This is a genomic window from Geodermatophilus sp. URMC 65 (assembly GCF_053502545.1).
On the sequence record NZ_CP199954.1, the window covers coordinates 4,348,762 to 4,361,697 of the forward strand.

Sequence of the window (12,936 nt, forward strand, 5' to 3'; positions counted from 1 at the left end):
GGTACAGCAGCTCTGCGAACGAGGTCGACGAGCGCCAGCGAGGAGGGCTCGTGAGCTCGGCCCTCGACGCGCCGCTGCCCCCCGGCGACGACCCGTGGGCGGTGCTCCGCGCGGCCACCCGCGCCCGGGTCGCGCTCGGCCGGGCCGGCGACGCCCTGCCCACCGCGCGGGAGCTGGAGTTCCGCGCCGCCCACGCTGCCGCGCGCGACGCGGTGCACCAGCCGCTGGACCCGGCGGTCGTCCGGGCCGCACTGCCGGGCGTCGAGTTGCTCGAGGTGCACTCGGCCGCGCCCGACCGCGCCACCTACCTGCAGCGGCCCGACCTCGGCCGGCAGCTCGCGGCCGGCACCGAGCTGCCGCGCAGCGGCGCCGACCTCGCGGTGGTCCTGGCCGACGGGCTCTCCCCGCGGGCGGTGCACGAGCACGCCGCCGGCCTGGTGACCGCGCTGCTCGAGCGGCTGCCCGGCTGGTCGGTCGCCCCGCTGGTGCTGGCGCACCAGGCGCGGGTGGCGCTCGGCGACGCGGTCGGCGAGGCGCTGGGGGCCCGGGCCGTCGTCGTGCTGATCGGCGAGCGGCCGGGGCTGTCGTCGGCGGACTCCCTCGGCGTCTACCTGACCTGGGCCCCGCGGCCGGGGCGGGCGGACTCCGAGCGCAACTGCGTGTCCAACGTCCGCCCGCCGCACGGGCTGTCCTACCCGCAGGCCGCGGACACCGTGGCCGCGCTGCTCGGGGCGGCGCGCGAGCTCGGCGCCTCGGGCGTGGTGCTCAAGGACGAGGGCCCGGCACTGCCCGCCGGCGCCGGCTGACGCCTCACCCCAGGACGGCGTCCACCGCGTACTGGTCCTCGAACGCCTGGTGCCACTCGGTGACCCGGCCGTCCCTGAACCGGTAGACGTGCAGCTCGAGCACGTCGTCGAACGTGCGGTCCCCGCCGCGGGCGCTGGTCCGCAGGACGGCCACGCCGTCGGTGTCGTCGGCGAGCACGGTGCGGACGTCGACCCGGAGGCTGCCCCCGGTCAGCTCGCCCAGCCGCTGCAACACCCGCTGCACCGCGTCGCGGCCGCGGTGGAGGCCGCTGAGCTGGTTGCGGCCGGCCTCGTACCACTCGACGTCCTCGGCGAGGAGGTCGTCGAGGGGGCCGAGGTCGCCCCGGAGGAAACCGTCGTAGGCATCCCGGATCCGCTGCGCGTTGGGTGTGCCGAAGCGGAGGACGCCGGGCCCGCCTGCATCGTCATGGGTGCCTCCTCGCAGGAGGAGGACCCTCCTGCCCCCGGCCCCGTCCGGGCAGGACGGGGGTCCTTCCACCTGCAGGAGGGCCGCACGGGTGGAGGACCGCGTCGGCGTCGCCGGGCGGACGACCCAGAACGACGCTCGGCGACACCGGCGGGCGCCTGCAGCGTCGACCCCGCCGTCCCGCCGGGGAAGGGGAGCGGCCGCGGGCGGTGTGGCGGTCGCCCTCCGTCCCGGCGCGGGTGGGCTCCGGTCAGCAGGGAACGGCGAGGGGGGAGGGAGGCCGCGGCCTCCCTCCCCCCTCGCCGTCGTCGTCAGAGGCTGTCGGAGTCCTGGGACCGGTCGAATCCCCGCTTCGCCCGGGCCTCGACCGAGATCGCGTCGGTCGTCCCGTGGTGGTGGTGCGCCTCCTCGATCTCGTGCACGGCTTCGTCGATCACCGGCACGTGCGCCTTCTTGGGCAGCACCCGGCGGATCAGCGGGAACAGCAGGATGAGCGCCACGATGACGTAGACGACCACTGCCACCGGGTCGACGAGCCCGCTGAGCTGGCCGTTGCTGATCTGCAGGGCGGTCCGGAGCTGCTCCTCGGCGAACGGGCCGAGGATGACCCCGATGATCGCCGGCAGCAGCGGCAGGCCGTAGCGCCGCATCATGAAGCCCAGCGCGCCGATGACCAGGAGCAGGAACAGGTCGAACACGTTGGCGTTGGCCGCGTAGGCGCCGAGGCTGGCGAAGAAGAGGATCCCCGCGTACAGGTACGTGCGGGGGATCCGCAGCAGCCGGGCCCACAGCGGCGCCAGTGGGAGGTTCAGCAGCAGCAGCGCCGCGTTGCCGATGAAGAGGCTGGCGATCAGGCCCCACACCAGCGCCGGCTCGGTGGCGAACAACCGGGGCCCCGGCTGGATGCCGTAGCTCTCGATGGCCGCCAGCATGACCGCCGCGGTCGCGGTGGTCGGGATGCCGAGCGTCAGGAGCGGGACCAGGCCACCGGCGGCGGAGGCGTTGTTGGTCGCCTCCGGGCCGGCGACGCCCTCGATGGCGCCCTTGCCGAACTCCTCGGGGTGCTTGGACAAGCGCTTCTCGGAGACGTAGGAGAGGAACGTCGGCACCTCGGCGCCACCGGCGGGGATCGCGCCGAACGGGAAGCCGATGGCGGTGCCGCGCAGCCACGGCTTCCACGACCGGCTCCAGTCCGACCGGCTCATCCGCGGGTTGCCGACCGGGATCACCTCGACCGGGCGGCGGCGCAGGTGGGCCGCCGTCCACAGCGCCTCGCCGACGGCGAACAGGCCGACCGCCACGACGACGATGTCGATCCCCTCGGCGAGCTCGCCGATGCCGAAGGTGAGCCGCTGCTGACCGGAGGTGGCGTCGATGCCGATGAGGCCGACGGTCAGGCCCAGGCCGAGGGAGGCCAGGCCGCGCACGCGGGAACTGCCCAGCACCGACGTCACGGCGATGAACGCCAGCAGCATGACGGCGAACATGTCCGCGGGCGAGATCTGCACGGCGAGGTCGGCGACCGTGGGTGCGACCAGGGCGAGCAGCAGCGTGGCGATCGTGCCGGCCACGAACGAGCCGATCGCCGCGGTCGCCAGGGCCTGGGCGGCACGGCCGGAGCGGGCCATCTTGTTGCCCTCGATGGCGGTGACCACCGAGGCGCTCTCGCCGGGGGTGTTGAGCAGGATCGACGTCGTCGACCCGCCGTACATGCCGCCGTAGTAGATGCCGGCGAACATGATCAGCGCGGTGGTGACGCCCAGCCCCGTGGTCAGCGGCAGCAGCAGCGCGACGGTCATGGCCGGGCCGATGCCGGGCAGCACCCCGATCGCCGTGCCCAGCAGCACGCCGAGCAGCGCGAAGGCGAGGTTGGTCGGTGTCAGAGCGGTGGCGAAACCGCTCCCCAGTTGGACGAAGGCGTCCATCAGAGGATCCCCCTCAGGATGCCCGGGGGCAGGACGATGCCGAGCCCGAGGGCGAACAGGTAGAAGCTGCCGATGGACAGCGCGACGGCGATCACTGCGTCGCGCACGTAGTGCCGGCTGCCGAGGGCGAAGGCGCTGCCCCAGAACAGGATCGCGCCCGAGAAGACCCAGCCCAGCGGCTCGATCAGCAGCGCGTTCGCGACGAACGCCACGGCGAGCATCGCGACGGTGCGCCAGTCGCTGCCCCCGGTCAGCTCGATGTCCTCGCCACCCTCGGGCTCACCCCGGCCGCCGCGCCAGACGTCGACGGCCAGGAACACCGAGGTGAGGACCAGCAGGCCGCCCACGACCACGGGGACGGCGGCCGGGCCGACCGGACCGCGGGCGATCCGGCTCTCCGGCAGCAGCAGTGCGGAGACGACGACGAGGAGGCCGAGCGCCCCCAGGAACAGGGCCACGCCGAACTCGGAGCGGCCCTGCTCCCGGGTCGTGCCTCCCGAGGAGGCGGCGCTCACGTCAGGCCCAGCTCGCTCAGCACGCCCTGGACCCGCTTGCTCTCCTCGTCGAGGAAGGAGCCGAACTCGTCGCCGGTGACGAAGGAGTCGGTCCAGCCCTGGTCCTCGAGCACCTGCTGCCAGGCCTCGCTGTCGTGGATCTCGGTGATGAGGTCGACGTGCCGCTGGGCCTCCTCCGGAGTGATGTCCGGGGCCGCCACGATGCCGCGCCAGTTGGTGAAGGTGAGGTCCACGCCCGACTCGGTGAGGGTCGGGGCGTCGACGCCCTCGACCGGCTCCGCGCTGGTGACCGCGAGGATGCGGACGTCACCGGAGGCGGCCGGCTCGGTGACCTCGCCGATGCCGGTCGCGGCGAAGGCCACGTCCCCACCGAGGATGCCGGCCAGCAGCTCGCCGCCGCCGTCGTAGGCGACGTAGTTGACCGCGGTCGGCGTCACGCCGACCTCCTGGGCCAGCAGCATCGGGGTCAGGTGGTCGGGGCCACCGGGGTTGGACGCACCACCCACGGGGGTGTTGCCGGGGTCGGCCTGCCAGGCGGCGACCAGGTCGTCGATGCTCTGGAACGGCGAGTCCGCCGGGACGACGATCGCCTCGGCCTCCTCGATCAGCCGCGCGATGGGCGTGGTCTGGTCGAGGGTCGCCTCGGACTGGTTGCTGTACTGCGCGCCCACCACGCCCAGGCCCATCTGCATGAGCAGGTCGGCGTTGCCGGTCTCGTTGACCAGGCGCTGAAGGCCGACAGTGCCGCCGGCGCCCTCGAGGTTGAACACCTCGATCGTCTCGGCCAGCCCCTCCTCCTCGGCGACCTGGGCGAAGGCGCGCGCGGTGGTGTCGTAACCGCTGCCGGGCGAGTTCGGGACCAAGACCCGCAGGCCGGTGACCGGGCCCTCCCCGGTGCCACCGCCGGAGGCGGAGCCGCCCTCGGCGGTGGTGCCACACCCGGTCAGCAGCAGACCGGCGGCCACCGTGCCGGCGGTGAGCTTCCGCAGGGAAGCAGTGCGCATGGGTTCCTCCTGTGTGTCCGGCGGACGTCCGCCGCTCGCAGGGACCGTCGCAACACGCGTGGCGCGTGTCACGCTTGCGTGCGCATCGGACGTTGTGGTCGTTGTGTGCACGGCGTCGTGTTGCGACGGCAGGCCCGGCCCGGGTCCGATGGCGTGCCGCGTCCCCCGACCAGTCAGGAGTGCCCGTGCCCCGGCGGCTGTCGCTCGCCGGCCAGCTGCTCGCGCTGCAGGTGGTCATCGTCTGCGTCGTCCTCGTCGGCGTCGCGGCGGTCACCGTCGCCCAGTCGACGCAGCGGGCCGAGGAGGTGGCGGGCCGCCGCGCGCTGGAGATCGCCGAGACGCTGGCCAACAGCCGCGCCACCCGCACCGCGCTGGAGCTGGGCCGCGTCGAGTACGTCCGCAACGCCGCGGAGGACAGCCGCAGCACCTCCGGGTCCGCCGACGTCGTCGTCGCCCTGGCCGACCGGACCGTCCTCGCCAGCGCCGACCCCGGGCTGCTCGGCCAGCCGCTCGATCTCGGGGTCAGCCGGGTGCTGGAGGGGCGGTCCTGGGTGGGGGACGTCGAGGTGCGCGACGGTCACGCCGCGGTCGCCATGGCGCCGGTCTACTCCTCGCAGGGGGACCGCGTGCTCGGCCTGGTCGCGGTGCGGCGGGACTACCCGGGGATCCTCGGGGGCCTCGAAGCGGCCGCGCCCAACCTGCTCACCTACCTGGGGCTGGCCAGCGCGCTGGGCATCGGCGGGTCGCTGCTGGTGGCACGCCGGGTGAAGCGGCAGACGCTCGGGCTGGAACCGGCCGAGATCGCCGGGCTGGTCGAGCACCGCGACGCGATGCTGCACGGCATCCGCGAGGGCGTGGTCGGGCTGGACCTGCGCGGCCGGGTGACCCTGGTCAACGACGAGGCGATCCGGCTGCTGCGCATCCCCGGGGACGCCCTCGGCCGCACGCTGGAGGAGCTCGGTGTCGCCGAGGAGGTGCGCGCCGCGCTGCTGTCCACCGGGGTCGAGCGGGACCGGGCCGTGGGCAGCGCCGGGCGGGTGCTGGTGGTCAACCGGCTGCCGCTGACCAGCCGGGGCCGCCCGCTGGGGTCGGTGGCCACGCTGCGCGACCGCACCGAGCTGCTCGAGCTGCGCCGCGAGCTGGAGCTCACCCGGCACGTCACCGACACCCTGCGCGCGCAGGCCCACGAGTTCGACAACCGGCTGCACACCATCGCCGGCCTGATCGAGCTGGGCGAGGCCGAGGAGGCGGTGCGCTTCGTGCACCGGGTCAGCTCCAGCCGCTCGGAGTTCGGCGCCGCCGTCACCGACGCCGTCCGCGACCCGGCGCTGGCCGCGCTGCTCATCGCCAAGGCCAGCCAGGCCGCCGAGCTCGGCGTCGACCTGCGCGTCGCGCCGGACTCCGCGCTGCCGGTGCTGAGCCCGGAGCTGAGCACGGACGTCGCCACCGTCGTCGGCAACCTGGTCGACAACGCCCTGGACGCCGCCTCGGGCGCCGCCGAGCGCTGGGTCGAGGTGGGCCTGGGGCTGGTGGACGACGAGGTCGACGTCGTCGTCCGCGACTCCGGCCCCGGCGTCCCCCCGGGCATGGAGGCCGAGGTCTTCCGCCGCGGGGTCTCGACGAAGAGCGGCCGGTCCACCGATGGCGCAGCGGTCCCCGCCGGGCGGGGCATCGGGCTGTCCCTGGTGCAGCTGGTGTGCACCCGGCGGGGCGGCGAGGTGACGGTCAGCTCGGCGGACGGCTCGGTCTTCACCGCCCGCATCCCTGCCGGCGCGTCGCTGGTGGACGCGTGATCCGGACGCTCATCGTCGACGACGACTTCATGGTCGCCAAGGTGCACGCCGGGTTCGTGGCGGCCCTCGACGGCTTCGAGGTGGTGGGGACGGCGTCCACCGGGGCCGACGCGCTCGCCGCGGTCCGGCGGCTGCGGCCGGACCTGGTGCTGCTCGACGTCTACCTGCCGGACATGACCGGCCTGGAGGTGCTCCGCCGGCTGCGGGCGGACGGCGCGCCGGTCGACGTCGTCGTCATCAGCGCGGCCCGGGACGTCGAGAGCATCCGCAGCGCGCTGCACGGCGGCGTCCTGCACTACCTGGTGAAGCCCTTCGACCGGCGGACCTTCGAGAGCCGGCTGCGGGAGTTCGCCGCGGTGCGGGCGGAGCTGGCCGCGCTGAGCCAGCCGCGGCAGGCCGACGTCGACCGGGTCTTCGCCGGCGCGCGCGGCGGGGGCCGGCCCGTGCCCACCACCCCCAAGGGGATCGCGCCGGAGACCCTGCAGCTGGTGCGGGAGGTGCTCGGCGCGGCGGGCGCCGACGGGCTGTCGGCCACCGAGTGCAGCGAGCGCACCGGGCTGGCCCGGGTCAGTGCCCGCCGGTACCTGGAGCAGCTGGTCACGCAGGAGGAGGCCGACGTCCGCCAGCGCTACGGCACCGCCGGGCGGCCGGAGCGGCGGTTCACCCTCCGCTCCCCGCAGCGTCCCGGGTGAGCGGCGGCGGGGACGCAATGACCGCAACGACCGCTAGGGGCACAAGCGCAGCCGGGATCCCACCGCCGCTTACTCTCCGGCCATGACCATCGTCGTGGGCTACGTCCCCACCCCCGAGGGCGAGGCCGCCCTCGACGCCGCCATCACCGAGGCCCGGCTGCGCGACCAGCCGCTGCACGTCGTCAACAGCTCGCGCGGGGACGTCCTCGCCGACCCCCGGTTCGCCTCGGAGCGGGCGCTGGACCAGGTGCGGGCCAAGCTCGACGGCGCCGGGGTGGTCTACGAGATCGACCAGCGGGTGGCCGGGCACGACGCCTCGGACGAGGTCGTGGACGCCGCCGATCGGGTCAAGGCCAGCCTGATCGTCATCGGCATGCGCCGCCGCACGCCCACCGGGAAGCTGATCACCGGCAGCCAGGCCCAGCGGATCCTGCTCGACGCGCACTGCCCGGTGCTGGCGGTCAAGGCCGGCTTCTGAAGAAGGACCACCCTTCCCCCCACGCCCCGCAGGCTCGGCGCGGGGCCCTGAAGGCCGGCCGTTCCAGCACGTCACCAGGCTCGCGGCGGGACCCTGCAGGGGGCCGTTCCAGCACGTCTCCGGGCTCCCGCCGGCCACCCTCAGAGGGGCCCGCGCCGAGCTTGCGAGGGGTGGGGGAGGGGTGGTCCTCAGCCGAGCAGGTCGAGGGCGTCGCCGGGGCCCGCGGCCAGGTTGCGGAAGATCGTCCGCAGGCTGAGCTCGAGGTGCTCGGCTGTCGCCGCCGCTGCCGTGTCGGCGTCCCCGGTCAGCAGCGCGTCGCAGATGACGATGTGCTCGGCGACGGACACGTCGACCCGTGCGGGGTCGACGTGCGAGAGGTTGCGCAGCCGGGCGGTGTGCGGCCGCACCTCGGCGATCGTGCGGCGCAGGTGCTCGTTGCGGGTCGCCTCGATCACCGCCCAGTCGAACCGGTCGGCCAGGTGGTAGAACGCCCGGGACCGCGCCTGGGACGGCTGCTGCGCCTGCAGCCGTGCAAAGCCCTCGCGCATCTCGGCGAAGGCCCGGTGCACCTGCGGGTCGGCGACCGCGGCCTCGGTGGCCTGTCGCACGGCCGCCGGCTCCAGCAGCGTGCGGAACTCGAAGAGGTCGCGGACGCTGCGGGCCGACACCCGGGAGACCCGCGCGCCCTGCCGCGGCACCAGGTCCACCAGGCCCTCGGCGGCCAGCCGGCGCAGGGCCTCGCGCACCGGCGTCCTCGAGGCGCCGGTGCGCGCGACCAGCGAGAGCTCCGACAGCGGCGTCCCCGGGGCCAGCTCGCCGAGCTCGATCTCCTCTCTCAGCCGCCGGTGCACCTGGTCGGCCTTGCTGGCCTCCTCGGTGCTCACGCCCCCTCCCCACCGGGGAACGGCACCCCGGCCTCTGCTCCGAGTGCACGGAGGTCGGTCAGCGACTGCTCGGCGAGGACGACGCCCCCGGCGGCGAGGTTCGCCGCCTCGGCGCGGTCCTCGGGCTCCCCGGGGTAGAAGACCTCGTCGAAGCCCTGCGCGAGCGGAACGGACTTCACCTCGTCGACGAGTCGCCGCACGCGGGCCTCGTAGCCGGCGCGATCGCCGAACGCATCGGGATCCAGCGCGAGGAAGAGGTGGCCGCAGCCGCTGGGCCGATCGGCCTCGTACGGCCCGCGGACCCCTGTGCCGACGGCGCTGCCGGTCAGGGCCCCGGAGAGGACGTCCATCAGGAACGTGATCGCGTACCCCTTGTGGCCGGCCATCGGCAGGATCACGCCGAGCACTCCTTCCGCCGGGTCGGTCGTCGGCGCGCCGTCCGCGGTCAGGGCCCAGGTCTCCGGGATGGGCTCGCCCCGGTTCTTCGCCAGGTAGATCTTGCCCCGGGCCACTGCCGTGTTGGCGATGTCGACCGCGACCACCCTCCCATCGGGGCCGGGCGCCGCGATCGACCAGGGGTTGGTGCCCAGCCGCTTCTCCCGTCCACCCCACGGCGCCATCGCCGGACTCGCGTTGGTGGTGAGGACGGCGACGCACCCGTCCTGTGCGGCGCGGCGGGTGAAGTACATGGCCGTGCCGAAGTGGTTGGAGTTGCGCACCCCGACGACCCCGACGCCGTGGGCGCGCGCCCGCTCCACCGCCATCCGGCGCGCGCGCTCGGTGAGCACCTGCCCGATCCCGTCGCGGCCGTCGAGGAGGACGAGTGGGCCGGTGTCGGTGAGCACCGCCGGGTCGGTGACCGCGCGCATGGCGCCCGAGCGCAGGCGCGCTGCGTACCAGGGCAGGCGCAGGAAGCCGTGCGACTGGTGACCCCACAGGTCGGCCTGCACGAGGCTGTCGGCCACCAGGGCGCCGTCCTCGCCGGGGACCCCCTGGGAGGCGAGGACCTGGGTGCCGAACTCCCGGAGGGACGTCGCGGGGATCCGGCCGCCCACTCCTTGCGTCTCGTTGTATGCCATGATGTATACAGTATTGCATACGGCACTTCGAGGGAAGGGGAGACGATGTTCAGCCTGGTGGTCCAGATGGAGGTGCGGCCGGGCCGGCGCGAGGAGTTCCTCGCCGGCATGGCCGCCAACGCGGAGGCGTCGGTCCGCGACGAGCCGGGGTGCCTGCGGTTCGACGTCTGCTCTGTGGAGGGCGACGAGAACCGCTTCGTGCTCTACGAGCTCTACGCCGATGCGGAGGCCTTCGCCGCGCACAAGGCGTCCCCGCACTTCGCGCGGTGGCGCGAGATCGCCGAGCAGGTGCTCGCCGGCCAGGTCAACACCCCCGGCGAGCTGCTGGTCACCCACACCACCGAGGAGTCAGCGTGAGCACCGCACCCGAGCCGACGCAGCCCGTCCCGCCGTCGATGGTCCTGCGCCCCGAGGAGATCGAGCGCTTCGACCGCGGCAACGGCGTCGTCACCATCCCGTTCGTCGGCAAGTGGAACTGCGAGGGCAACCGGGTCACCACCGGGATGACCGTCTTCTCGCCCGGCACCAGGATCCCGCTGCACTCGCACAACGTCGAGGAAACCGTCCTCGTGTACGAGGGCGAGGCCACCGCGGTCGTCGGCGACGACGAGTTCGACCTGGTCGCGGGGCAGGCCACCTGGGTCCCGGCCGGCGTCCCGCACTGCTTCCGCAACCGAGGCGAGGGCACGATGACCATCTACTGGGTCTACGGCGGCCGCGACGTCACCCGCACGATCACCGCGACCGGCGAGACGTTCGAGCACCTGTCCGACAGCGATCGCGGCGCTGGACCCGCGCGCCAGGGCGACAGCGCGAGCCGGGCGTGAGCGCCGTCGTCACCGTCGACCCCGCCACCGGGGAGCGGCTGGACGAGTACCCGGCCTTCTCGGACGCCGACGTGGACGCCGCGCTGGACCGGGCGTCCGCGGCGCAGACCGGCTGGGCGGCGCTGCCGTTCGCCGAGCGGGCCGCCGTCCTGCGCCGGGCGGCCGGGGTCCTGCGAGCCGACGCCGAAGAGCTCGCGCTGCTGGTCACCCGGGAGATGGGGAAGCCGCTGGCCGAGTCCCGCGCCGAGGTCGAGAAGTGCGCCACGGCCTGCGAGTTCTACGCCGAGCACGCTGCCGCGTTCCTGGCCGACGAGCCGGTGGCCACCTCCGCCGACCGCAGCTGGATCGGCTACGAGCCGGTCGGCGTGGTGCTCGCCGTCATGCCGTGGAACTTCCCGCTGTGGCAGGTGCTGCGGTTCGCCGCACCGGCGCTGATGGCCGGCAACGCCGCGCTGCTCAAGCACTCGCCGAACACCACCGGGTGCGCACTGGCCGTGGCAGGCGTGCTGCGCGACGCCGGGGCACCGGAGGGGCTGTTCACCGCGCTGGTGGTCGCCGAGCCGGACGTCCCCGCCGTGACCGGGCGGCTGATCGAGGACCCCCGCGTCGGGGCGGTCACCATCACCGGCAGCGAGCGCGCGGGCCGGGCGGTCGGCGCGGCCTCCGGCGCCGCGCTCAAGCGATCCGTGCTGGAGCTGGGCGGCTCGGACCCGTTCGTCGTCCTGGCCGATGCCGACCTGCCTCGGGTGGCCGCGCTGGCCGCCCGGGGACGGCTGCTCAACGCCGGGCAGAGCTGCATCTCGCCGAAGCGGCTGGTCGTCGACGCCGCCGTCGCCGAGGAGTTCACCCGGCTGCTGGTCGCCGAGGTCGAGGTGCTCACGGTCGGGGACCCGCAGGACCCGGGCACCGACGTCGGCCCGATGGCGCGGGAGGACCTGCTCGAGGGCGTGCACCGCCAGGTCGCGGCCTCGGTCGCCGCGGGCGCGCGGCTGCTGACCGGCGGGCGACGGCTCGACCGACCGGGCACCTTCTACGCGCCGACCGTGCTGGCCGGCGTCCGGCCCGGGGTGCCCGCCTACGACGAGGAGGTCTTCGGCCCGGTGGCCGCCGTCGTCGAGGTCGACGGGGAGGACGAGGCGGTGCGGGTCGCCAACGACACCCGGTACGGCCTCGGGGCCAGCGTCTGGACCGCCGACCCCGAGCGGGGGATCGCGGTGGCCCGCCGCATCCGCTCGGGCGCGGCCTTCGTCAACGCCGTCGTCGCCTCCGACGTCCGCATGCCCTTCGGCGGCACCCGCGCGAGCGGCTACGGGCGGGAGCTGGCCGCGGCCGGCATCCGCGAGTTCGTCAACGTCCGCACCTGGTGGGTCCTGGACGAGCCCGCCGCCACGGTGCCCGCGTCCGAGTGACCCCGAGGAGAGACATGACCACGGAACGCCGCTACCGCCTGGGTGTGATGCTGGGCGACGGCATCGGACCCGAGATCGTCCCCGCGTCCGTGCGGGTGGTCGACGCCGCTCTCGCGGCCGCCGGCGCCGAGCCGGTGGACTGGCAGGAGCTCCCGGTGGGGGCCGGCGCGATCGAGACGCACGGCAGCGCCATCCCCGACGTCACGCTGGCGGCGCTGGCCGGCCTCGACGGCTGGCTGCTCGGCCCGCACGACAGCGCCGTCTACCCCGAGCCGCACCGGTCGCAGCTCAACCCGAGCGGCACGCTGCGCAAGCACTTCGACCTGTACGCCAACGTGCGGCCGGCGCGCGCCTTCGAGGGCGGGCGGGCGATCGCCCCGGACACCGACCTGGTCATCGTCCGGGAGAACACCGAGGGGTTCTACGCGGACCGGAACACGCACGCGGGCACCGGCGAGTACATGCCGACCCCCGACGTCGCCATCGCGATGGGGGTCTTCACCCGGCCGGCCGTCGAGCGCATCGCCCGGACCGCCTTCGAGCTGGCCCGGCGCCGGCGCAACCGGCTCACGATCGTGCACAAGGCCAACGTCCTGCAGCTGAGCTCCGGGCTGTTCAAGCGCGTCTGCCTCGAGGTCGCCGCGGGCTACCCCGACGTGGCTGTCGACGACTTCCACATCGACGCGATGACGGTGCACCTGCTGCGCCGGGCCGCGGACTTCGACGTCGTCGTCGCCGAGAACATGTTCGGCGACATCCTGTCCGACCTGGCCGGCGAGCTGGCCGGCTCCCTCGGCATCGCGCCGTCGGTCAACGCCTCGGACGACCGCGCCATGGCCCAGGCCGCCCACGGGTCGGCCCCGGACATCGCCGGGAAGGGCCTGGCCAACCCCATCGCGATGGTCCTCTCGGCCGGGATGCTGCTCGACTGGCTGGGCACCCGGCACGGCGACCCGCGGCTCGTCGACGCCGCGGTGCGCGTTGAGGAGGGGGTCCGAGCGGCCGTGCGCAGCGGCGTCAGCACCCGCGACCTCGGCGGCTCCGCCTCGACCGGAGAGTTCACCGACGCCGTGGTGGCGCGCATCGCCCGGGCCTGA

General features: G+C 74.6%; 14 protein-coding genes. 8 read left to right on the top strand and 6 right to left on the bottom strand.

Annotation, left to right across the window (positions count from 1 at the left end):
• Positions 1 to 50 precede the first annotated feature (50 nt).
• Positions 51 to 806, top strand: coding sequence for an ethanolamine ammonia-lyase subunit EutC (eutC, locus tag ACWIX7_RS21085; protein WP_448618363.1), 756 nt, complete (start codon positions 51 to 53; stop codon positions 804 to 806).
• Between the two features lie 4 nt (positions 807 to 810).
• On the opposite strand, the gene ACWIX7_RS21090 is transcribed toward eutC, so the two are convergent.
• The 4 genes from ACWIX7_RS21090 to ACWIX7_RS21105 form a co-directional block, all read right to left on the bottom strand.
• Complete coding sequence (locus ACWIX7_RS21090; RefSeq protein WP_448618364.1) at positions 811 to 1,305, bottom strand: nuclear transport factor 2 family protein; 495 nt, start codon at positions 1,303 to 1,305, stop codon at positions 811 to 813.
• 239 nt (positions 1,306 to 1,544) lie between these two features.
• Positions 1,545 to 3,158 (bottom strand): tripartite tricarboxylate transporter permease, encoded by a 1,614-nt coding sequence (locus ACWIX7_RS21095; protein WP_448618365.1) that lies wholly within the window; start codon positions 3,156 to 3,158, stop codon positions 1,545 to 1,547.
• Positions 3,158 to 3,673 (bottom strand): tripartite tricarboxylate transporter TctB family protein, encoded by a 516-nt coding sequence (locus ACWIX7_RS21100; protein WP_448618366.1) that lies wholly within the window; start codon positions 3,671 to 3,673, stop codon positions 3,158 to 3,160. Before ACWIX7_RS21100 ends, ACWIX7_RS21095 begins: the two co-directional genes overlap by 1 nt.
• Positions 3,670 to 4,677, bottom strand: a complete 1,008-nt coding sequence (locus ACWIX7_RS21105; protein WP_448618367.1) for a Bug family tripartite tricarboxylate transporter substrate binding protein — start codon at positions 4,675 to 4,677, stop codon at positions 3,670 to 3,672. Before ACWIX7_RS21105 ends, ACWIX7_RS21100 begins: the two co-directional genes overlap by 4 nt.
• A 185-nt stretch (positions 4,678 to 4,862) precedes the next feature.
• On the opposite strand from ACWIX7_RS21105, the gene ACWIX7_RS21110 reads away from it, so the two are divergent.
• The 3 genes from ACWIX7_RS21110 (at position 4,863) to ACWIX7_RS21120 (ending at position 7,640) form a co-directional block, all read left to right on the top strand.
• Entirely contained in the window at positions 4,863 to 6,470 is a 1,608-nt protein-coding gene (locus ACWIX7_RS21110) for an ATP-binding protein (protein WP_448618368.1), read from the top strand.
• Entirely contained in the window at positions 6,467 to 7,162 is a 696-nt protein-coding gene (locus ACWIX7_RS21115) for a response regulator (RefSeq protein ID WP_448618369.1), read from the top strand. The genes ACWIX7_RS21110 and ACWIX7_RS21115 overlap by 4 nt, the downstream gene beginning before the upstream one ends.
• Positions 7,163 to 7,244: 82 nt before the next feature.
• Positions 7,245 to 7,640, top strand: a complete 396-nt coding sequence (locus ACWIX7_RS21120) for a universal stress protein (protein ID WP_448618370.1) — start codon at positions 7,245 to 7,247, stop codon at positions 7,638 to 7,640.
• Positions 7,641 to 7,828: 188 nt separating this feature from the next.
• On the opposite strand, the gene ACWIX7_RS21125 is transcribed toward ACWIX7_RS21120, so the two are convergent.
• The gene (locus tag ACWIX7_RS21125) at positions 7,829 to 8,524 is read right to left on the bottom strand and encodes a GntR family transcriptional regulator (RefSeq protein WP_448618371.1); all 696 of its coding nucleotides are present in this window, start codon (positions 8,522 to 8,524) and stop codon (positions 7,829 to 7,831) included.
• Positions 8,521 to 9,603, bottom strand: coding sequence for an Ldh family oxidoreductase (locus ACWIX7_RS21130; RefSeq protein WP_448618372.1), 1,083 nt, complete (start codon positions 9,601 to 9,603; stop codon positions 8,521 to 8,523). The genes ACWIX7_RS21125 and ACWIX7_RS21130 overlap by 4 nt, the downstream gene beginning before the upstream one ends.
• A gap of 45 nt (positions 9,604 to 9,648) precedes the next feature.
• On the opposite strand from ACWIX7_RS21130, the gene ACWIX7_RS21135 reads away from it, so the two are divergent.
• The 4 genes from ACWIX7_RS21135 to ACWIX7_RS21150 are packed head-to-tail and all read left to right on the top strand — an operon-like array spanning position 9,649 to position 12,936.
• Positions 9,649 to 9,960: a putative quinol monooxygenase gene (locus ACWIX7_RS21135; RefSeq protein ID WP_448618373.1), complete on the top strand. Its 312-nt coding sequence runs from the start codon at positions 9,649 to 9,651 to the stop codon at positions 9,958 to 9,960.
• Positions 9,957 to 10,430, top strand: a complete 474-nt coding sequence (locus ACWIX7_RS21140; protein WP_448618374.1) for a cupin domain-containing protein — start codon at positions 9,957 to 9,959, stop codon at positions 10,428 to 10,430. Before ACWIX7_RS21135 ends, ACWIX7_RS21140 begins: the two co-directional genes overlap by 4 nt.
• Positions 10,427 to 11,839, top strand: a complete 1,413-nt coding sequence (locus ACWIX7_RS21145; RefSeq protein ID WP_448618375.1) for an NAD-dependent succinate-semialdehyde dehydrogenase — start codon at positions 10,427 to 10,429, stop codon at positions 11,837 to 11,839. The genes ACWIX7_RS21140 and ACWIX7_RS21145 overlap by 4 nt, the downstream gene beginning before the upstream one ends.
• Before the next feature lie 14 nt (positions 11,840 to 11,853).
• Positions 11,854 to 12,936, top strand: a complete 1,083-nt coding sequence (locus ACWIX7_RS21150) for an isocitrate/isopropylmalate dehydrogenase family protein (protein WP_448618376.1) — start codon at positions 11,854 to 11,856, stop codon at positions 12,934 to 12,936.

Bases quoted from the DNA above. Each gene is read 5' to 3' on its own strand.
- ACWIX7_RS21095 (WP_448618365.1), bottom strand. From the start codon at position 3,158: ATGGACGCCTTCGTCCAACTGGGGAGCGGTTTCGCCACCGCTCTGACA.
- ACWIX7_RS21105 (WP_448618367.1), bottom strand. From the start codon at position 4,677: ATGCGCACTGCTTCCCTGCGGAAGCTCACCGCCGGCACGGTGGCCGCC.
- ACWIX7_RS21120 (WP_448618370.1), top strand. From the start codon at position 7,245: ATGACCATCGTCGTGGGCTACGTCCCCACCCCCGAGGGCGAGGCCGCC.
- ACWIX7_RS21130 (WP_448618372.1), bottom strand. From the start codon at position 9,603: ATGGCATACAACGAGACGCAAGGAGTGGGCGGCCGGATCCCCGCGACG.
- ACWIX7_RS21135 (WP_448618373.1), top strand. From the start codon at position 9,649: ATGTTCAGCCTGGTGGTCCAGATGGAGGTGCGGCCGGGCCGGCGCGAG.
- ACWIX7_RS21150 (WP_448618376.1), top strand. From the start codon at position 11,854: ATGACCACGGAACGCCGCTACCGCCTGGGTGTGATGCTGGGCGACGGC.